Raw genomic sequence first — 19,290 nt, forward strand, 5'->3', positions numbered from 1 at the left:
CGGTGCCGGGCATCAGGGTTTCGAGCATGTATGGTCGAAGAAATTACAGGCTGATCTGTTATCGCGACGACAGGAATTGGGGGGTGATGGCGGGTGGCTCATTCCTCGGCAGCGAAGATCGCGGCAAGCTTCGTGGATGTGGCGTTGCGTCAATGCCGTCCGATCTCCAATTTGCAGCTGCAGAAGCTCGTCACTCTGACGCAGAGTCTGGCGGTGTACTCCGACCACGTGCCTGCGTTCGCGGAACCGGTTCAGGCGTGGAAGAACGGACCCGTCATCAAGCCGCTCTACGGGCTCTACAAGGGCTACGGCGATACGGTCATCCAACGCCCCTCGTCTCCTCTCGAGACGAGCGAGGGCGTAGGGCAGCTGATAGCCGAGGTCTGGGATGTGGCCGGCTCGCTTTCTGCTGCTGATCTATGGAAGCTGACGCACACGGTTGGACCTTGGCAGCGCCACTTTCGCAGTGACACTCTGAACATTGCTATTCCTAATCAAGAGCTGGGCGACGCATGGACTGCGTATCTGGCAGAAGCGCTTCGAATCAGGAACAATCCAACGCCTTCCACCGTGATCGGCCGTGGCCAGGGCGAATTCGTAGGATCCCCTACTTCTGAACTGGCCTCACTATTCGCGCCGGCGTCTACTCGCCTCAGGAGTGCCTGAATCTGAGCCCCACGTCGACCCGGGGCGCCTCCTCGTCGTGCTCGACGCGAATGTGCTCCTGGACGTAGCGACGCTTGTGGGCGAGCCCTTCACATGGGCCAAGTTCGCCGCAGTGGCGGCGAACACTCCAGGAACGCATGCGGGCGCGAGCGTTCGGGCAGTGCAACTGCTTCGAGGCGGCCAGCATCCCGACGGTCGCCCCGTCGAAGTGTGGACGAGCGATCACATCGATCGATTAGTCGCTGTGAAGGCATTCCAGCCAACGGACGCTGCCGACGAGCGCGACCGCGGATTGGGTTGGTCTCGAGAGAACGCTCAGGGGTTGGTCGACGATCTGATTGTGGACCTGCTTCGAGACACGGGAGGTTCATCGGTTGGGCCGGTATCGATCTCTTACGGCTCGCCGCCACTGAGCCACGAGGACGGCTGCGTTTACGCAACGGTCAAGGCGGCTGGGTATCAGGATGTCTTCTATGAGAGGGTCTGCCTCACTCGCGACCGGTTCTTCCTCGACGCGGGCCTCCCCGGCTTGATCGAGGTGCGCAAGCCGCACGACTGGGTGTCGAGTTGGATCGCTGATAGTCGAGCGAGAGCGTTCCGCGCGATGAGAGGCGCGAATGGCCTCTGAGGTCCGCCGAGACCCCAACTGCATTCCGCGCACGGCCGACCACTGGCGCGTGGTTAGGTGTGGGTGGCAACGGTATGGCAACAAACCGTGTGATTGACACCAGTTCAACTGCAAGTTTGGTGATCCAGTAAGCCCACAATGAAAGGCATGGCGGCTGCGCTCGCGCAATGTCGACGCCGCCACGGGGGTTCAAATCCCACCGTCACCGCCACCACGAAGGCCCCGAATCCTCACGGATCCGGGGCCTTCGTCATTCCTGTGCGACGTCGCGATGACCCCGGCGACGTGTCGAGCTCGGCGCAGGACCAGCGCCCCATCCCCGCCCGGTCAGCCCACCCGCGGCTGCTGCTGGGTGATGCAGTGGATGCCGCCGCCGCGGGCGAAGATCGCACGCGCGTCGACAGTGACCACCCGCCGTCCCGGGTACGCGTCGGCCATGATCTCGCCGGCACGTGCGTCGGCCGCCTGGTCGCCGAAGCCGCACAGCACGACGCCGTCGTTGGTGACGAGGTGGTTGATGTAGCTCCAGTCGACCCACCCGTGGTCGTCGCGCAGCGTCGTCGGCGCGGGCACTCCGGTGATCGCGACCGTGCGCCCGAGTCGCGCGAAGGCGGTCTCGAGCTCGCCGCGGATGAGGCGTGAGACCTCGAAGTCGGGGTGTGCGGCATCGGTCTGCTCGTGCAGCAGCACGTGCTCGGGCGAAGCGAACGTGGCGACGATGTCGACGTGGCCGTTGGTGCCCAGGTCGTCGTAGTCGCGGGTGAGGCCGCGCGAGAGCCAGATGGCCTCGGTCGCACCGAGCGTGCGCGCCATCTCGGCCTCGACGCGGGCGCGGTCGGCGTGGGGGTTGCGGCGGGGGTCGAGCTGCACGGTCTCGGTGAGCAGCACGGTGCCGGTGCCGTCGACGTGCAGTCCGCCGCCCTCGGCCACGAGCAGCGAGTCGATCCGTTCGGCGCCCAGATGCTCGGCGACGACGCGGGCGATGCCGGCCGAGGTCTGCCACTCGGCCCAGTCGGGGGCGCCCCACCCGTTGAAGATCCAGTCGACGGCGCCGAGGACCCCCGGGCGGTCGGGGTCGACGACGAAGGTCGGTCCGATGTCGCGCATCCAGAACTCGTCGAGCGGGGCCTCGACGATCTCGATCGACGAGTCGAGCATGCGGCGGGCGCGGGCCATCTCGGTGGGGTCGACGACCATGCTCACCGGTTCGAACTGGGCGACGGCGTGGGCGACGTCGGTCCAGGCGCGGTAGCCCTCTTCGCACGTCTCGGCGCCCTCGCCGAGGGTGATGCCCTCGCGGGGGAACGCCATCCACGTGCGCTCGTGCGGGGCGGATTCTGCGGGCATGCGCCACATGTCGTGCTCCTTGTTCGGTCGGTCGTGTCGACGAGTCGCGCGGACGGGTCGGTCAGAAACCGGTGGTCAGCACGCGATCCAGGGCGTCGACGAAGACGTCGACCGAGGCGCGCGTGATGACCAGCGGCGGCTTGATCTTGAGGACGTTCTGGAAGTCGCCGGTGGGCTGCATGATGACGCCGAGCTCGAGCAGGCGATCGCAGATGGCGGCGGTTTCGGCCGAAGCGGGCTCGAGGGTCTCGCGGTCGCGCACGAACTCCACACCCAGGTACAGCCCCGAGCCGTGCACGGTGCCGATGATCGGATGCGCCTGCGCGAGTTCTTCGAGACGGCCCTTGAGGTGCGCGCCGACGACGCGCGCGTTCTCTTGCAGGCCTTCCCTCTCGATGACGTCGAGTACGGCCAGGCCGATCGCCGACGAGACGGGGGAGCCGCCCGTGGACGAGAAGAAGTAGCCCTGCGTGCGGTAGCGGTCGGCGATCTCGCGGCGCGTGATGACCGCTCCGAGCGGGTGCCCGCCGCCGATCGACTTCGCCACCGCGACGATGTCGGGCACGGCGCCCTGCTGCTGGAAGCCCCAGAACCACTCGCCCAGGCGGCCGAACCCCACCTGCACCTCGTCGGCGATCGCGAGGCCGCCGTGGCGACGGATCGCGGCGTAGACGTCGGTGAGGTACCCCTCGGGCAGGGCAACGCCGCCGGCGTTGCCGAAGTACGTCTCGGCGATGAATCCCGCGGGCGCGCGACCGGATGCCGCGAGCTCGTCGATGACGGCGACGGCCTCGGGCGCGTAGTTCTCGGCATCCGTCCCCCGGTGGCGGCCGCGGTACGAGTTGGCCGCGTCGACGGTGTGCACCCACGCGGGGCGCGTGTCGAGGGCGAAGGGGTTGTCGGCGACCGAGGTCGACACCGCATCGCTGGCGTAGGTCCAGCCGTGGTATGCCTCGCGCATCGCGACGATGTCGGGGCGGCCGGTCGCGGCCATCGCGAGGCGGAGGGCGAGGTCGGTGGCCTCGGAGCCGGAGTTGACGAGGAACACCGTGTCGAATCCGTCGGGCAGCGTCGCCGCCAGACGGTCGGCGTAGTCGGTGATCGCGCGGTAGTGGAAGCGCGAGTTGGTGTTGAGCAGGCGCATCTGCCGCGAGCCCGCTTCGACGACGTGCGGGTGGGCGTGGCCCACCGACGCGACGTTGTTCACCATGTCGAGGTACACGCGGCCGTCGACGTCGATGAGGTGTTCGCGCCAGCCGCGCTCGATGCGCGGGGGAGCGGAGTAGTAGTGCTCCTGCACCTCGGCGAGCACCTCGTGCCGCCGGGCGAGCACGTCGTCGTCGGCCGGGATCGCGGTGGGGATGCCGAGGGCCTCGCCGGGGTCGCCGGCGACGTTCCGCCAAGCCGCGGCGAGCGAGGGCGAGACGCGCGCGGGCGGCACGACACCGTCGGCTGCGCGCCGGACGACGAGGCGGGTGCGCGCGGGCAGGATTCCGGATGCCGAGTCCTCGGGCGTGCCGCTGACGATCACCGTCTCGTCGCCCGAGGTCCAGGTGACGGCGTCGCCGTCGACGGAGATCTCACCGGGGGCGAGCGGGGTCGGCTCGGCGAGCCAGAGCGTGACGCCCGTCGGGATGGTCGCCGTCGTCGACGGCAGGGGGGCGACGGTGCCGGTGAGCTGCGCGCGCCCGGCGGGCACGGTGACCATCGCGGCACCGGTGTCGAGGGCGTCGAGGGCCGCGGCATCCAGGGTCGACGGATCGAGCCAGGCTCCCGCGTCGTTCAGGGGCGATTCGGTCGTGGCGTCGAGTTCCCCCCGCGGTGAGGCGAAGGGCAGCAGGGTCCGACCCGTCCAGCCGCGCGCGTCGAGCGCGGGGCGACCGAGGGCGGCGCGCGTCGCGGCGGTGATCACCGGGAGGGGGACCGATGCCGCCTGCACGAGGATGCGGAACTCGCGGTCGAGTCCGTCGGTGGCGTAGGCGTTCTCGTCGTCGAGGCGCACCTGGGCGCGGCCGCTGAGCACGAGCACGGCGCCGCGCAGGATGACGAGCGGCCAGAGCGCGGTGATCTCGTCGTCGGTGAGATCGCGCAGCTCGTCGAACGCGCGGATGGCGGGGAGCGCCGACTCGGGGGAGGCGCCGTCGTGGTGCAGCACCGACGACACGGTCGTCGCGATCTCACCCACGCGCCACGACGTGCACACGTCGCCGAAGTCGATGACCGCGTCGGGCGCGACCGTGCCGTCGGCGCGCAGCACGTTGTCGTCGGTGACGTCGAAGTGCCCGGCCTGCACCGGCAGGGCGTCGGCCACCGGGGCCAGCGCCGCACGGGCGGCGTCGGAGGCCCGCTGCACGACGCCCCGCACCTCGGTGTCGGGTTCGAGGGGGAGCAGCGTGTCGATGACGCGACCGGCGTGCCGCAGGTCCCACTGCAGCACCCGGCCGCTGGCGGGGTGGGTGAAGTCGGCGAGCGAGAGGCTCACGGCGCCCGAGAGCGCGCCCAGCGCCGCGACGACGGTCGGGGAGAGGTAGCCCGAGCCGTTCAGGGTGCGGCCCGAGATGTTCTCGATCACGCGGGCATGGATGCGGCCCTGCGACGACTCCCACCAGGCGGACATGACGCCGCGCGGGCCCTCGACGATGCGGGGGATGCGCACGTGCGGGCTGCGCTCGGCCACGAGGGCGGCCGCGGCGTCCTGCATGTCGATCTCGGCCTCGCTGAAGACGGGGTTGCTGAGCTTCAGCACGCCCAGCGGATCGCTCTCGCCCCGGGGGAACACGCGGAAGTTCTGATCCTGCTGGCTGCCGAGGGCGTGCACGTCGATCTCGACGCCGAAGACGTCGGCGAACAGACGGCGCACCTCGTCGTCGGACAGCGTGGGCGTGGGCAGATCGACCTGCGAGAAGTAGTCGAAGACGGCGGTCGTGTCGGTGGTCATGTCGATTCCTCGGAGACTCGGGATGTCAGAGAGAGGCGTGCGGGGTGGTCGCGACGGCACCGGCGACGGCGCCCGCCGAGTCGCGGGCGACGACGACGACGAGCGGACCGGTGGGGGCGACCCATTCGCTCACGGCCTCACCGTAGGCGCCGGGGGCCACCTCGGTCGAGCCGCTCACGCGGTCGCCCTCGCGGCTCGTCTCGATGCGGATGCCGTCGACGTAGGCGACCACGTCGGCGGCGGGGCCCCCGCTCACGATCGCGGTGAAGCGCACGCGCGTGCCGTCGAGCGAGACCTCGTCGATGCGCAGCGAGAGCGCGCCCTGCGCGGCCGGCTTAGGGTCGGCGAACAGGGTCTCGTCGGGCAGGGCGGGCGTGCGCGGCGGTGCGGTGCGCCGCTCGCCGAGGTCGGCGATCGCCGAGCCCAATTGCACGAGCCGGGTGTCGCTGTACGCGGGCCCGGCGATCGTCAGGCCGACCGGCATCCCCGTGTCGGCCATGGTGCCCATCGGCACGGTGACGGTCGGGATGCCGAGGTGGCGGGGCACGAGGTTGCCGTTCGAGACCCAGACGCCGTTGCGCCACGCGATGTCGGCCGAGGCGGGGTTCACGTCGGCGTCGGCGGGACCGACGTCGGACTGCGTGGGGAAGATCACGGCGTCGAAGCCCTCGGCCTCGAGCCAGTCCTCGAAGTCGACGCGGCGGGTGTGCTCGAGGCCCCGGAGGCCCCGCTCGAGGCTCGCGACGTCGTGCCAGTCGGGTTGCCACTCTCGGGCGCGCTGCACGTAGTCGGCGATGTCGTACGAGATGTCGAAGTGCCAGATGCCGTAGCGGTCGTGCAGGGAGCCGGGCGGCGGGGGGAAGATGAGTGCGGCGTCGGCGTCGGCGAGGCGGTGCAGCTCGGGGTCGCCGTTCTGACGCAGGAACGTGTCCATCGCCCAGACCGCCAGGTCCCCGACCTCGTCGTCGAGGAACTCGCGGGTGACGAACCCGCGGTCGAGGAAGTCCTCGTCCCCGTCGTGCAGCTTCTCGTAACGGTCGACGACGGGGAAGTCGGTCTCGACGACCTCGGCGCCGGCGGCTTCGAGGTCGGCGCGCAGGGACTCCCACAGCCGCATGACGCTCGCGCGCGTGGCGATCGGGATCGCGTTGCCCTGGTCGCCGTTGATGTAGATGCGGGGCACGGCGAAGCGCAGACCCGCGAGTGACGGGGTCTGGAGCTCGGCGAACGAGGCGGGGCGCACCTCGGAGGGGCGCGGGAGCGCGATCCAGGGCTGCGTGCGCCACAGGTCGCCCTCGGTCACGGCGTCGTCGGAGATCACGGCATCCAGGACGTGACGCAGGTCGGTCATCGAGCGGGTGTGCGGCACGACGACGTCCATGGTGGGCACGAGCGGCCAGTTGCCGCGCACCGAGATGACGCCGCGCGAGGGGGTGTAGGCGACGAGGGCGTTGTGCGAGGCCGGCGCGCGCCCCGAGGACCACGTCTCCTCGCCCAGGCCGAAGGCGGCGAAGCTGGCCGCGGTGGCCGTGCCCGAGCCGTTCGACGAGCCGGAGCCGAACGCCGAGGTGAGGTACTCGCCGTTGTAGGGCGACTCCGCGCGGCCGTAGACGCCGCGCTGCATGCCCCCGGCAGCCATCGGCGGCATGGTGGTCAGGCCGAGGAACACCGCGCCCGCGGCCCGGAGGCGTTCGATCGCGAAGGCGTCGTCTTGGGCGATGAGGTTTCGGAAGGCGGGGGATCCGGATGCCACGGGCAGGCCTTCGACCCGGTAGCTGTCCTTCGCGGTGAAGGGGATGCCGTCGAGGCGACCGCGCTGCTCGCCACGGGCGCGGCGGGCGTCTGCGGCGCGCGCCTCGTCGAAGACGCGCGGGTTGAGCACGGGGACGGAGTTGAGGCGGATGCCCGAGCGGTCGTAGGCGCCGATGCGGTTGAGGTAACGGGCGACGAGCTCGACGCTGGTGACGACGCCGGCGTCGAGGGCGGCGTGCAGTCGGTCGATGTCCGCCTCGACGACGGTGAAGGCCTCGGTGGTCATGGCGGTAAACATACACCGTTTGTTTTACGGGAACCAGGCTTTTCCGACACCCCGATGCGTAGGCTCGGGACGAACCCCGGAGGCCACCATCGCTCGACCCACGACCCCGCTGCTGAACCGCGATCTCATCGCGCGCACGGCGCTCGCGCTCGTCGACCGTCACGGCCCCGACGGGGCGAGCGTGCGCCGGGTCGCCGCCCGTCTCGGGGTGAACCCCGCCTCGCTGTACAACCACGTGCCCAACCGCGCGGCCATGGTCGAAGATGTGCGGGCGCTGGTGTCGGAGCACATCGACTTCGCGCCGCTGCGCGACCTCCCCTGGGAAGAGGGCCTGCGCGCCTGGGCTCGGTCGTACCGCCGCGCGTTCGCCCGTCACGCCCGGGCGATCCCCCTGCTCATGACCGAGCGCGCGTCGGCGCCGGTGCTGCTGGCCGGGTACGAGCACTTCGCCGTCGCCGCCGAGGCGGTCGGGTGGCCGCAGCGTGACCTGCTCCCCCTGCTCACGGTCTTCGAGTCGTTCATCCTCGGGAGCGTGCTCGACATGTCGGGTCCGAGCGTGGTGTTCGATCCCACCGGGCAGGAAGAGACGGTGCCGCGCTTCGCGGCCGCGTTCGCCGCGCTCGCCGACGAAGATCCCGACGACCCGGTCGCCACCCGCGCGTTCGAGCTGGGGCTCGACATGCTCATCGCCTCGGCGCGTCCGCGCTGAGGAGTGGTTCGACGCCCCGGAGCAAGACCTCGCCGTCACGGCATCGGACCTGCGACGATTCCGGGATGGATGCCACCACCGACGCCGCCCTGCTGCCCGACCGGCCGCGGGTCGATCACCGCCGTCCGATCGCCCTCGTGGTGGGTGTCGTCGCCGCGGTGCTCTTCGTCGGACTGCGCTTCGCCGTCGAGCTGAGCGGATCGGCGCCGCTGCCGATCGACCAGTGGTGGGACGACGCGATGGCCGACCTGGCGAACCCCGTCGCGGTCATCGTCGCCTGGATCCCCGCGATCGTCGGCGGCACGATCGGCATGATCGTCATCGGGGTCGCGACCACCGTCGTCTTCCTGTTGCGGCGGCGCCCCTGGGACGCGCTCGCCGTCGCGTCCTCCATCGCCCTGGTCGTGCTGATCGGTGCGCCGCTCGCCGCCGTGATCGCCCGCGCCCGGCCCGCGGATTCGCTGGCCGAGACCGTGGCCACCTCGTTCCCCTCGGGGCACACCGCCGTGGCGACCACCATCGCCGTGGTCCTCGGCCTGATCCTGCGCCGAGGCTGGGTGTGGGCGGCGGGGGTGGTGTGGGTCGTGGTGATGATGTGGAGCCGCACGTACCTGCACGCGCACTGGTTGTCCGACGTGACGGCGGGCCTGCTCGAGGGGATCGCGGTCTCGACCCTGGTGTGGGCGCTGGTCGAGGTGTGGCGCGTGCGTCGAGCGCAACGCCTGGTCGCGACGGGCGAGTGAGCGTTATCGTTCGCGGATGACCTCCGCATCCGCCGCCGCCGGCAAGGCCCAGGATTCCCGCGCTTTCGAGGCCGCCGCACGCGTCGGCTACGTCGTGCTCGGACTGCTCCACCTGCTCATCGGCGTGATCGCCGTCGGCATCGCCACCGGTGGGGGAGGTGACAGCGCCGACCAGAGCGGCGCCCTGCAGCAGGTGCGCGATGCTCCCGCCGGTCTCGCCCTGCTCTGGGTGATCGCTGTCGGTCTCGCCGCCCTGGCCGTCTGGCAGATCGCCGAGGCCTTCGTCGAGCGCGACCCGGATGCCAAGAAGCGCTGGGCGCATCGCGCGAAGTTCGTCGGCACCGCGATCGCGTACGTGGCCATCGCGGTGACCGCGGTGACGTTGGCGATGGGCGGCAGCTCCGACTCGTCGGAGTCGTCGCAGACCCTGAGCGCGCGCGTCCTCGCGATGCCGGGTGGCGTCGCCCTGCTGGTCGTCGTCGGCGTGGCGGTCGCGGCCGTCGGCGTCGCGTTCGTCGTGCGCGGGTGCACGCGCGCCTTCACGAAGAACCTGTCGATCCCCGCGGGGACCGCCGGTCGCGGCATCCGGGTCTTCGGCACGGTCGGATACATCGCCAAGGGCGTCGCCGTGGGGGTGGCGGGTGTGCTGTTCGTGGTGGCCGCCGTCACGCACGACCCGAACGCCGCGGGCGGGATCGACGCCGCCCTGCGCTCGCTCGCCGCTCTGCCGTTCGGCCAGGTCGTGCTGTGGCTCGTGGGCGCGGGGCTGATCGTGTACGGCCTGTTCTGCTTCGCCCGCGCGCGCTACGCGCGCATGTGACGGTCAGCTCCGCCGGCGCCTCACCCCCGTGAGGGGGGTCGGGCGCCGGCGATGAGCAGCGCCAGACCGCGCTCGAAGGCGCGGGTCGCCACGGGGTCGGACGGATCGTGGTCGGCGAGCGTCGCGTAGGCGGCGGCGAAGCGCGGAACCGTGTCTTCTTGACCCGTCGGGTCGAACATGACCGATGGCCCTGACATGTCGAGCACGCTGCCCAGGATGAAGGACTCGAAGGCCGTCAGCAGGGGCAGGATGTCGTCGCTCGTCCAGCCCACGCGTTCGGCCGCGACCGCGAAGTCCTCGTACTGCGACATGAGCAACGGCGTCGACGACCGGTGTGACATGAGCAGCGGGATGGTGCGCGGGTGTCGCCGGAAAGCATCGCGGTAGGAGCGCGCCCAGAGCGCGAGGCCCTCTTCCCACTCGCCCTCCCGCAGGAACGACGAGTCGATGCGCGACGACACGAGGGCGCGCACGTCTTCGATGAGGGCGGCCAGGTTCGGCACGTGGTTGTAGAGCGACGTCGGGTGCACCTTGAGGCGGTCGGCGACCCTGCGGATGCTCGCCCCGTCGGCTCCGTCGCGGTCGACGAGCGCGAGGGCGGCGCGCGCGATGGCCTCGCGCGAGAGCTTGGGATGCGACGGCCGGGGCATGTCGACGCCTTCCGATGGGGGTCTGTCCACGCTACGCGACCCGTCGTGTTTCGGCCATGTAAGGCGTGAGTGACGAGTCTGCGAAACCGCCGTCGACGCGGCTCCGGACGCCGTAGATTTCGTAAAACCTACGCTGTATGTTTCATTCAGCTCAGGTCACGAGGAGGTTTCCATGGCAGTCGTCGTCTTCCGCGGCGGAACCGTGCGCATCGACGGGCACCAGCCCGACGTCGACCGGCTCGTCGTCGTCGACGGCACGATCGCCGAGTCCTGGCATCCGGTGCCCGACGATGCCGAGCACGTCGACCTCGAGGGAGGGCTCCTGCTCCCGGCGTTCGGCGACGGTCACGCCCACCCGCTGCTCGCGGGACGCGAGCGCCGCGGCCCGGAGCTCCGCGATGCGGCCAGCGTCGCCGAGATCGTCGCGCGGGTCGGAGCATGGGCCCCACGGTCCGAGGCGCCGTGGCTCGTGGGCGGGAGCTACGACGCCACCATCGTGCCCGGGGGCATGTTCGACGCCCGCTGGCTCGACGAGGCGGTGCCGGATCGCCCCGTGGTGCTGCACGCCTGGGACTATCACACGGCGTGGGTCAACACGGCGGCGCTTCGCGAAGCCGGAGTGGATGCCGACACCCCCGACCCGCCGCTCGGACGCATCGTGCGGCGCGACGACGGTTCGCCTCTCGGCACGCTCGTCGAGCGACCGGCGATCGACCTCGTGCTCGATCGCGCGCCCCACGCCGTCGTCGCCGCCGACGTCGAGGCGCTGGTCTGGGCGGGGGAGCAGCTGGCCGCCCGCGGGATCTCGTGGGTGCAGGAGGCGTGGACCGAAGCGCACGACGTGCCCGCGTGGGTCACCGCCGCGCGGAGCGGCCGGCTCCGCGTCGACGCCGACCTCGCCCTGCGCGCCGAACCCACGCGGTGGCCGGCGCAGCTCGCGGAGCTGCGACGCACCGCCGATGCCGTCGCCGGCGAACCCGGACTCACCTGCCGCACGGTGAAGTTCTTCGTCGACGGCATCATCGAGAACCACACCGCCCACCTGCTGGAGTGCTACCACGACGCCGAGACGCGCGGCCTGCCGAACTGGCAGCCCGAGCACCTGCGCGACGCGGTCGCCGCGTGCGATGCGGCCGGCTTCGACGTGCACCTGCACGCCATCGGCGATGCCGCCGTGCGCGCGGCGATCGACGCGGCCGAGGGGATCGCCGACAGCCTCCGCCGCGGCCGCCGACTGACCATCGCCCACGCCCAGGTCGTCGACCCCGCCGATCTTCCCCGGCTGGCTGACCTCGAGGTCACCTTCTGCTTCCAACCGCAGTGGGCGATGGCCGACGCGGTCATGACCGACCTGACCCTGCCGCGCCTCGGGCCCGGCCGCGAGCGGCAGTACCGCATGCGCGCGGCGCAGGCCGCGGGGGCTCGACTGAGCTTCGGCAGCGACTGGCCCGTCACCTCTCCCGACGTGCTCGCCGGGATCCGCACCGCCGTCACCCGCCAGGACCCCGACGGGGCGCCCACCGGTGGATGGCAACCCGACGAACGTCTCACCGTGGACGACGCCCTCGATGCCGCCACGAGCGGCGTCGCCTTCCAGGCCGGCGATCAGGACCACCGGGGGGCTCTGCGCTCCGGAATGACCGCCGACCTCGTCTGGCTCGACCGCGACATCCGTCGCGGTCCCGCCGACCGCATCGCCGATGCCCGTATCCGGGGCACCTGGCGCCGTGGCGTCCGCACCTTCTGAACCGCTCTTTCCGACTCGAACAGGAAATCGCATGTCCTCATCCGACACCTCGCTGCGGCGAGTCATGGGGGTCCCCTCCCTCGTCATCTTCGGTCTGGCGTACATGGTGCCCCTCACCGTGTTCACGACCTACGGCCTCGTTGCCGTCACCACCGGCGGTCACGTGCCGACTGCCTACCTGGTGACCCTCATCGCCATGCTCTTCACCGCCTTCAGCTACGCCGCCCTCGTGAAGGCCTTCCCCCGCGCGGGCAGCGCGTACACGTACGCCCGCCGAGCCTTCGGCGGCCACGTCGGGTTCCTCACCGGCTGGTCGTTGATGATCGACTACCTGCTGCTGCCGCTCATCAACTACGTGCTCATGGGCATCTACCTGAACGCGCAGCTCCCCGGCATCCCGCCGTGGGTGTTCGCCCTCGCCGGTGTCGTGCTGATCACGGGGCTGAACGTCGTCGGCATCACCGTGGTGCGCAACGCCAACCTGGTCCTGGTGGGTCTGCAGCTGGTGTTCGCCGCGGTCTTCGTCGTCTGCGCGGTGCTGCACGTCGCCCAGAACCCCGGCGTCTCGCTGCTGCAGCCCCTGTACGACGCCGGCCTCACCTTCCCCGGCCTGCTCGCCGGAGCCGCGATGCTCGCGCTGTCGTTCCTCGGATTCGATGCCATCTCGACGCTGTCGGAAGAGGCCCGCGACCCCGAGCGCACCGTTCCCCGCGCGATCATCCTCACCACGATCATCGGCGGGCTCATCTTCACGGTCATCGCGTACGTGTCGACGCTCGTCATCCCCCGCGTCGCCGACCTCGAGAACCCGGATGCCGCCGCCAACCAGATCATGGAGGTCGCCGCCGGTCGCTGGCTCGAGGTCTTCTTCCTCATCGCCTACATCGCCGGCTGCATCGCCGCCGCCCTCGCCTCGCAGGCGAGCGTCGCGCGCATCCTGTTCGCGATGGGACGCGACGGAGTGCTGCCCGCGTTCTTCGCCCGTCTGAGTCCGCGGTACCAGACCCCCGTCGGCGCCGCGCTCTTCGTCGGCGTGGTCTCGCTGGCGGCGCTGGTGGCCGACCTCAACACGGTGGCCTCGCTCATCAGCTTCGGTGCCCTCGCGGCGTTCTCGCTCGTGAACCTGTCGGTCATCAAGCACTTCCTCATCGACGAGCGTCGCCGCGGCGGTGCCGCGATCCTCCGCTTCGGCGTTCTGCCGGCGCTCGGCTTCGCGCTGACCGCCTGGCTGTGGTTCAGCCTGTCGGCTCTGGCGTTGACGGTGGGCCTGGTCTGGATCGGCGTGGGAATCGTGTGGCTCGCGGTGCTGACCCGTGGGTTCCGCCGCCGCCCGCCCGAGGTCGAATTCGACGACGAGGCACCGGCGCCCGAGCGCATCGTCGCCTGACGCCCACGACGAAGCGCCCGCCCCTCGCCGGGGTCGGGCGCTTCGCCGTGGGGGCGCAACCCCCGGGCCGTTTCCAGGTGCGGCGGGTATTCCGGAAGTCGAACCTTCCGATCGAGAGGAACCGCCATGCGGGGAGTCATCATGCACGCCGCCGGAGATGTGCGCGTCGAGGACCGCGCCGACCCGGTCATCGAAGAACCGACGGACGCCGTCATCCGCCTGGCCGCCTCCTGCATCTGCGGCTCCGACCTCTGGCCGTACCGCGGATCCGACGACGTGGATGCCACGCCCATGGGCCACGAGTACGTCGGCGTCGTCACCGAGATCGGCTCCGACGTGAAGAACGTCGCGGTCGGCGACTTCGTCGTCGGGTCGTTCATGGCCTCCGACAACACGTGCGAGATCTGCCAGGCGGGCTACCAGTCGCGCTGCGTTCACGTCGTGCCGATGGGGCGCGTGGGCACCCAGGCCGAGTTCGCGCGCATCCCGCACGCCGACGGCACGCTCGTCGCCACCCCAGGGCACCCCGACGACGACCTCATCCCCTCGCTCCTGGCCGCGAGCGACGTGCTGGGCACCGGCTGGTTCGCCGCGGTGGCGGCCGAGGTCGGCCCCGGCAAGACCGTCGCCGTCGTCGGCGACGGAGCGGTGGGACTGCTCGGCATCCTGGCCGCGAAGCAGCTCGGCGCCGAGCGCATCATCGCGATGTCGCGGCATGCCGATCGGCAGGAGCTCGCCCGGCGGTTCGGCGCGACCGACATCGTCGAGGAGCGGGGAGACGAGGGCATCGCCCGCGTGAAGGAGCTCACCGGCGGTCTCGGCGCGCACTCGGTGATCGAGGCCGTGGGCACGCAGCAGTCGATGGAACAGGCCGTGCGCTCCACGCGCGCGGGTGGTCACGTCGGCTTCGTCGGCGTCTCGCACGACGTGACCCTCGAGGGGCAGGAGCTGTTCCGCTCGGCCGTGCACCTGCACGGCGGTCCCGCTCCCGTGCGGCGGTTCCTCCCCGAGCTCATCCAGCTCATCTGGGACCGCGAGATCGATCCCGGCGCCGTCTTCGACCTGACCCTTCCGCTCGAGGAAGCAGCCGAGGGGTACAAGGCCATGGACGAGCGCCGCGCCACCAAAGTGCTGCTGACGATCCCATGACGACCGCGACGCGGGGACGTCGCGCGGGGGCGGCGGCGGGCCTCGCTCTCGCACTGATCGCGCTCGCCGGCTGCACGGGGGAGAGGACCGCGTCCCCCGCGGCGACGCCCGCGTCGACCCCGACGGCCGGAACCCCCGGGTTCGTCGTCCCCGACGGGGAGCCCGAGGTCGTGGCATCCGGATTCACCACCCCCTGGTCGGTGGCCTTCGTCGGGGACACCGCCCTCGTCAGCCAGCGCGACACCGGCGAGATCCTCGAGATCGTGGGCGACGACACCCGCGTGGTGGGGGAGGTGCCCGACCTCGCGGCGCGCGGCGAGGGCGGGCTGCTCGGCATCGCCCACGCCGACGGCATGCTCTACGCCTTCGTGACCACCCCCGACGGCAACCGCGTCTCACGCTTCGCGCTCGAGGGCTCGGCCGGATCCTTCGCCCTCGGGGCCGCTCAGACGGTGGTGGACGGCATCCCCTCCGCGAACACCCACAACGGAGGCCGCCTCGCCTTCGGTCCCGACGGCATGCTCTACGTCACCGCGGGCGATGCCGGCGATCCCGACGCGGCGCAGGACCCGGAGTCGCTCGGCGGCAAGATCCTGCGCGTGACCCCCGAGGGTGACGTGCCCGCCGACAACCCCCTCGTGGGCTCGCCGGTGTGGAGCATGGGGCACCGCAACCCGCAGGGCCTCGGGTGGGATGCCGAGGGCACGCTGTTCTCGTCGGAGTTCGGCCAGAACACCTGGGACGAGCTCAACGTCATCGAGCCCGGCGCGAACTACGGCTGGCCCGAGGTGGAGGGCACCGGCGGCGACGACCGGTTCGTCGATCCCGTGCAGCAGTGGGCGCCGGTGGATGCCAGCCCCAGCGGTCTCGCGGTCGTCGACGGCTCGGTGCTCATCGCGAACCTGCGGGGCCAGCGCCTGCGGGTGGTCCCCACCGCCGACCCCACGAGCGCACGGGAGTTCTTCGTCGGGGAGTTCGGTCGCCTGCGCGACGCGGTGCTCGCTCCCGACGGATCGCTCTGGATCGTCACGAGCAACACCGACCGCGGCGGGGGCGGCGACGACGCCGTGCTGCGGGTGCCGCTGACGGCGGGCTGAGCGGCTCGTCCGGTCACCGGAGTCGGAGCGCGCCCTACGGCGTCAGCACCGTGACCCCCGCGTCGGCCAACGCTGCGGCGAGGTCGGGAGAGGGCGGAGCGTCGGTGATGAGGTAGTCGGCCTTCTCGAGCGGGGCGACCTGGGCGAACAGGCGCCGGTCGAGCTTGGAGGAGTCGGCGAGGATCGCCGTGCGATCGGCGCGCTGGATCATCTCGCTCATCATCGTGGCGTCGCCGAGGTTGCTGGTCGAGAAGCCCGAGGCGTCGACCGCGCCCACCGCGATGAGCGCGTAGTCGCAGCGGATCTCGACCTCGGGGGTGTGCGAGTTCATCGCGAGGGTCACCGGCCCCGTCGTCGCCTGCGTGATGGTGCGCACCGCTCCGCCGAAGAGGAAGAGGTCGCGGAAGACGCTGGGGGAGATCTCGGCGGGGATGCGCAGGTTGTTCGTCGCGATCGTCAGGTTGCGATGGTTGCGCAGGGCGCGGGCGACGGCGAGCGTGGTGGTGCCGGCGTTGAGCACCAGCACCGAGCCGTCTTCGATGAGGTCGGCGGCCAGCGTGGCGATGCGTTCCTTCTCGGAGATCTGCATCTGCAGGCGCACATCGAGGCCCCGATCGCGGCCGGGAACCGACATGGCGCTGACGGCGCCGCCGTGCGTGCGGACGACGATGCCCTCGCGGTCGAGCTGATCGAGGTCGCGGCGCACCGTGTCGATCGAGACGCCGAAATGCGAGGCGAGGTCGACGACCGTGACCTGACCCGACTCGGCGACGTAGGCGGCCAGCTCGGCTTTGCGTCCCGCGGGCAGTCGCCTCTTCGTCGTGGCTGTGGCTGCGTCCATGCCGTCATCTCTAGCACAGAGCGGCAACCGAATCGGCACTCGTTGTGTGAAAACGGCATGGAAACGCAGTAAAGACGCGTTTTTTGCTGCTTGTCGCGCAGTTCGATGCGGCAATTGTCACGAATCTGCATCGAACGCTTGACCGACCCCGCAGGTGAGCGCATACTCGTGCTGAAAGCAGCAATAACGCGCACAACAGCGCTAAATACAGCAAATCTCAATGAGGAGAAACGATGGACAACAGCGGGCGCCGGCGTCGGAACGCCATCAAGCTCGTCGGTGTCGCAGCAGCGGCCTCGACCCTCCTGGCCATGGCGGGGTGCTCGTCGAACGGCGCCGCCACCTCGGCAGACGGAGACGTCACGATCGAATTCGCCCAGTGGTGGGAGCCCGAGCTGGGAGACGGCCAGTTCCGTGGCCTCATGGACCAGTTCGAGCAGGAGAACCCGGGCATCAAGGTCGACCTGGTCAGCGGACCTTACGCGTCGACCAAGGAGCAGCTCTTCGCCGGAGCCGCCTCCGGCACCATGCCTGACGTCGTCGGCCTTGACGGCGCGTGGGTGAGCGACTTCGCCAAGCAGGGCGTCATCGCCGACCTGACGAAGCTCATGGGCGACTCGGGCTACGACGACAGCCAGCTGGCCAGCCAGATCCAGGTCGACGGCAGCACGTACATGATCCCCGTCGTGAACTTCGTGTACCCGATGTTCACGAACGACGGCATCCTCGCGGAGGCGGGTGTCAGCGCACCGCCGTCGACGCGCTCCGAGTTCGCCGACGCGGCCAAGAAGATCTCGGCGCTCGGCGGCGACGTCTCGGGGTGGGTGCTTCCGCTCTCGCTCGAAGCCCCCAACGGCGTGCAGAACGACGTCATGTCGTGGGCCTGGGCCTCGGGCGGCTCGATGCTGAAGGACGGGCAGCCCGACCTCACCAACGCCGACGTCACCTCGGCCACCGACTACATCCAGCAGCTGTGGAAGGACGGGGTCATCGCCCCCGGCTCTTTCACGATGAAGGAGCAGGACAAGGTCGAGGAGTTCACCAACGGACGCGTCGGCATGATGATCGACTCGCTCGCGCACATCAACCTCATCCGCGAGTCCAACCCCGACCTGACCTTCTCGATCTCGGCGATCCCCGCCGAAGACGGCTTCACCGGTGAGCGGGGCATCCCCTACGCCTCGTGGGGGATCGGCGTCGCCGAGAACTCCGAGCACAAGGACGCCGCGTTCAAGCTCGTGCAGTTCCTGATGGGCACCGACGTCAACAGCGAGCTGTCGACGATGGCCAAGGCCTTCCCCGGCAACACCGAGAGCGTGCCGACCTTCGTCGAAGACGACGCGCTGTTCAAGACGGCCTTCGACATCTACAAGGCCGGCTACCCCGCCAATGAGTTCACGGGCCTCCCCGTCGCCGAGGAACTCATGCGCCAGTTCGGCACCCAGTTCCAGTCGGCTCTGGACGGTCAGCAGTCGATGAGCGACGCGCTGAAGAAGACGCAGGACGAATGGACGTCGGAGTTCTGATCCGACCCCGAACCGGGATGCCGCACCGCCCCCACGCACGGTGCGGCATCCCGCTCAGCGAAAGCCGCACATCATGACCATGCGCACCCTCACACCCCCCGACACCGAGGTGATCGTCACCGGACGACCGCTCTCGCGCCGCACCCGCCAACTCCGCAAGGCCGGCGAGGCCTACGCGTTCCTGTCGCCGACCCTGATCCTGCTGTTCGTCCTGATGATCGTCCCGATCGTCATGGTGATCGGCTACTCGTTCCAAGACAACGTCATCCTGAACAAGAGTCCCGAGGTCGTGGGCGTCGACAACTACGTCGCGATCCTCACCGACCCGGGCTTCTGGAAGGCGACCGGCAACACCCTCTTCTTCACCCTCACCAGCGTCGCCGCACACCTCGTGCTCGGACTCTCGTTCGCGATGCTGCTGAACAGCCGGCTCATCGGCGCGATCCCCCGGGCGATCTTCCGCGGCCTGTACGTGCTGCCGTGGCTGTTCACCGTCGCCGTCATCGCCGTGCTCTGGCGCATGCTGCTCTCGCCGAACGGCATCGTGAACTTCCTGCTGAACACCGACATCGAGTGGCTCGCCTCTCCGTCGCTCGCGCTCGGCACGGTGACCTTCATCAACATCTGGGCCGGCTACCCCTTCTTCATGGTGAGCCTGCTCGCGGGACTCCAGGGGATTCCGAGCGACCTGTACGAGGCGGCGACCGTCGACGGTGCCAGCCCCGCGCAGCGGTTCTGGAACGTCACCATCCCGCAGCTGCGCCCCATCATCGTCAGCCTCGTGCTGCTCGACCTGATCTGGACGTCGCAGCAGTTCGCCCTCATCTGGCTGACCACGGGCGGCGGTCCGATCGACGTCACCGAGATGCTCAGCACCTACACCTACAAGCTCGCATTCGCGAAGTACGACTTCTCGATGGCCTCCACCTCGGCGGTGCTGGTCCTGGCGATGTCGATGATCATCGCGGTGCTCTACGTCCGCCAGCAGAAGGCGAGGGACTGAC

General features: G+C 70.2%; 15 protein-coding genes and 1 pseudogene. 11 read left to right on the top strand and 5 right to left on the bottom strand.

Annotated features, from left to right (window positions below; all coding sequences use genetic code 11):
• Positions 1-93: 93 nt before the first annotated feature.
• Positions 94-666 carry a Panacea domain-containing protein gene (locus ASF96_RS16355; RefSeq protein WP_082509251.1) on the top strand — a complete coding sequence of 191 codons (573 nt, stop codon included), beginning with the start codon at positions 94-96 and terminating at the stop codon, positions 664-666.
• Entirely contained in the window at positions 659-1,294 is a 636-nt protein-coding gene (locus ASF96_RS16700) for a hypothetical protein (RefSeq protein WP_156458692.1), read from the top strand. The genes ASF96_RS16355 and ASF96_RS16700 overlap by 8 nt, the downstream gene beginning before the upstream one ends.
• Before the next feature lie 327 nt (positions 1,295-1,621).
• Here the strand turns inward: ASF96_RS16700 and ASF96_RS03005 are convergent, their stop codons facing one another.
• From ASF96_RS03005 to ASF96_RS03015, 3 genes and pseudogenes are all read right to left on the bottom strand, one after another.
• The gene (locus tag ASF96_RS03005; RefSeq protein ID WP_055935836.1) at positions 1,622-2,650 is read right to left on the bottom strand and encodes an agmatine deiminase family protein; all 1,029 of its coding nucleotides are present in this window, start codon (positions 2,648-2,650) and stop codon (positions 1,622-1,624) included.
• A 52-nt stretch (positions 2,651-2,702) separates the two neighbouring features.
• Positions 2,703-5,579 (bottom strand): aminotransferase, encoded by a 2,877-nt coding sequence (locus ASF96_RS03010; protein ID WP_055935839.1) that lies wholly within the window; start codon positions 5,577-5,579, stop codon positions 2,703-2,705.
• Positions 5,580-5,943: 364 nt separating this feature from the next.
• Positions 5,944-7,617 (bottom strand): annotated as a pseudogene (locus ASF96_RS03015) (amidase); the annotation flags it as partial.
• Between ASF96_RS03015 and ASF96_RS03020 the strand changes: the two are divergent.
• From ASF96_RS03020 to ASF96_RS03030, 3 genes are all read left to right on the top strand, one after another.
• Positions 7,616-8,326: a TetR/AcrR family transcriptional regulator gene (locus tag ASF96_RS03020; RefSeq protein ID WP_268768482.1), complete on the top strand. Its 711-nt coding sequence runs from the start codon at positions 7,616-7,618 to the stop codon at positions 8,324-8,326. The pseudogene ASF96_RS03015 and the gene ASF96_RS03020 sit on opposite strands and share 2 nt — an antisense overlap.
• A 65-nt stretch (positions 8,327-8,391) precedes the next feature.
• Positions 8,392-9,069 (top strand): phosphatase PAP2 family protein, encoded by a 678-nt coding sequence (locus ASF96_RS03025; protein WP_055935845.1) that lies wholly within the window; start codon positions 8,392-8,394, stop codon positions 9,067-9,069.
• Between the two features lie 16 nt (positions 9,070-9,085).
• On the top strand, positions 9,086-9,889 hold the full coding sequence (locus ASF96_RS03030; RefSeq protein WP_055935848.1) for a DUF1206 domain-containing protein: 804 nt from the start codon (positions 9,086-9,088) through the stop codon (positions 9,887-9,889).
• A gap of 20 nt (positions 9,890-9,909) precedes the next feature.
• On the opposite strand, the gene ASF96_RS03035 is transcribed toward ASF96_RS03030, so the two are convergent.
• Complete coding sequence (locus ASF96_RS03035; protein ID WP_055935851.1) at positions 9,910-10,539, bottom strand: TetR/AcrR family transcriptional regulator; 630 nt, start codon at positions 10,537-10,539, stop codon at positions 9,910-9,912.
• Between the two features lie 172 nt (positions 10,540-10,711).
• On the opposite strand from ASF96_RS03035, the gene ASF96_RS03040 reads away from it, so the two are divergent.
• The 4 genes from ASF96_RS03040 to ASF96_RS03055 all read left to right on the top strand — a co-directional run bounded on the left by ASF96_RS03040 (position 10,712) and on the right by ASF96_RS03055 (position 15,919).
• Positions 10,712-12,286 carry an amidohydrolase gene (locus tag ASF96_RS03040; protein ID WP_055935854.1) on the top strand — a complete coding sequence of 525 codons (1,575 nt, stop codon included), beginning with the start codon at positions 10,712-10,714 and terminating at the stop codon, positions 12,284-12,286.
• A gap of 31 nt (positions 12,287-12,317) precedes the next feature.
• Positions 12,318-13,673: an APC family permease gene (locus ASF96_RS03045; protein ID WP_055935857.1), complete on the top strand. Its 1,356-nt coding sequence runs from the start codon at positions 12,318-12,320 to the stop codon at positions 13,671-13,673.
• A 126-nt stretch (positions 13,674-13,799) separates the two neighbouring features.
• Positions 13,800-14,822 carry a zinc-dependent alcohol dehydrogenase family protein gene (locus ASF96_RS03050; RefSeq protein WP_055935860.1) on the top strand — a complete coding sequence of 341 codons (1,023 nt, stop codon included), beginning with the start codon at positions 13,800-13,802 and terminating at the stop codon, positions 14,820-14,822.
• Complete coding sequence (locus tag ASF96_RS03055; RefSeq protein WP_055935863.1) at positions 14,819-15,919, top strand: PQQ-dependent sugar dehydrogenase; 1,101 nt, start codon at positions 14,819-14,821, stop codon at positions 15,917-15,919. Before ASF96_RS03050 ends, ASF96_RS03055 begins: the two co-directional genes overlap by 4 nt.
• Positions 15,920-15,953: 34 nt before the next feature.
• On the opposite strand, the gene ASF96_RS03060 is transcribed toward ASF96_RS03055, so the two are convergent.
• Positions 15,954-16,760, bottom strand: a complete 807-nt coding sequence (locus ASF96_RS03060; RefSeq protein ID WP_055833427.1) for a DeoR/GlpR family DNA-binding transcription regulator — start codon at positions 16,758-16,760, stop codon at positions 15,954-15,956.
• A 233-nt stretch (positions 16,761-16,993) separates the two neighbouring features.
• On the opposite strand from ASF96_RS03060, the gene ASF96_RS03065 reads away from it, so the two are divergent.
• Together ASF96_RS03065 and ASF96_RS03070 are read left to right on the top strand one after the other, a co-directional pair.
• Positions 16,994-18,286, top strand: a complete 1,293-nt coding sequence (locus ASF96_RS03065) for an ABC transporter substrate-binding protein (protein WP_055935867.1) — start codon at positions 16,994-16,996, stop codon at positions 18,284-18,286.
• A 73-nt stretch (positions 18,287-18,359) separates the two neighbouring features.
• Positions 18,360-19,289, top strand: a complete 930-nt coding sequence (locus tag ASF96_RS03070) for a carbohydrate ABC transporter permease (protein WP_055935870.1) — start codon at positions 18,360-18,362, stop codon at positions 19,287-19,289.
• Position 19,290 lies beyond the last annotated feature (1 nt).

The organism is Microbacterium sp. Leaf179 (genome assembly GCF_001423785.1).
In the GTDB taxonomy this organism is placed as follows: Bacteria; Actinomycetota; Actinomycetes; order Actinomycetales; family Microbacteriaceae; genus Microbacterium.

Coding starts and splice junctions, on each gene's coding strand:
- ASF96_RS03045 (WP_055935857.1), top strand. CDS start 12,318: ATGTCCTCATCCGACACCTCGCTGCGGCGAGTCATGGGGGTCCCCTCC.
- ASF96_RS03040 (WP_055935854.1), top strand. CDS start 10,712: ATGGCAGTCGTCGTCTTCCGCGGCGGAACCGTGCGCATCGACGGGCAC.
- ASF96_RS03035 (WP_055935851.1), bottom strand. CDS start 10,539: ATGCCCCGGCCGTCGCATCCCAAGCTCTCGCGCGAGGCCATCGCGCGC.
- ASF96_RS03065 (WP_055935867.1), top strand. CDS start 16,994: ATGGACAACAGCGGGCGCCGGCGTCGGAACGCCATCAAGCTCGTCGGT.
- ASF96_RS03060 (WP_055833427.1), bottom strand. CDS start 16,760: ATGGACGCAGCCACAGCCACGACGAAGAGGCGACTGCCCGCGGGACGC.
- ASF96_RS03030 (WP_055935848.1), top strand. CDS start 9,086: ATGACCTCCGCATCCGCCGCCGCCGGCAAGGCCCAGGATTCCCGCGCT.
- ASF96_RS03010 (WP_055935839.1), bottom strand. CDS start 5,579: ATGACCACCGACACGACCGCCGTCTTCGACTACTTCTCGCAGGTCGAT.
- ASF96_RS03005 (WP_055935836.1), bottom strand. CDS start 2,650: ATGTGGCGCATGCCCGCAGAATCCGCCCCGCACGAGCGCACGTGGATG.
- ASF96_RS03055 (WP_055935863.1), top strand. CDS start 14,819: ATGACGACCGCGACGCGGGGACGTCGCGCGGGGGCGGCGGCGGGCCTC.
- ASF96_RS03050 (WP_055935860.1), top strand. CDS start 13,800: ATGCGGGGAGTCATCATGCACGCCGCCGGAGATGTGCGCGTCGAGGAC.
- ASF96_RS03025 (WP_055935845.1), top strand. CDS start 8,392: ATGGATGCCACCACCGACGCCGCCCTGCTGCCCGACCGGCCGCGGGTC.
- ASF96_RS03020 (WP_268768482.1), top strand. CDS start 7,616: ATGGCGGTAAACATACACCGTTTGTTTTACGGGAACCAGGCTTTTCCG.
- ASF96_RS03070 (WP_055935870.1), top strand. CDS start 18,360: ATGACCATGCGCACCCTCACACCCCCCGACACCGAGGTGATCGTCACC.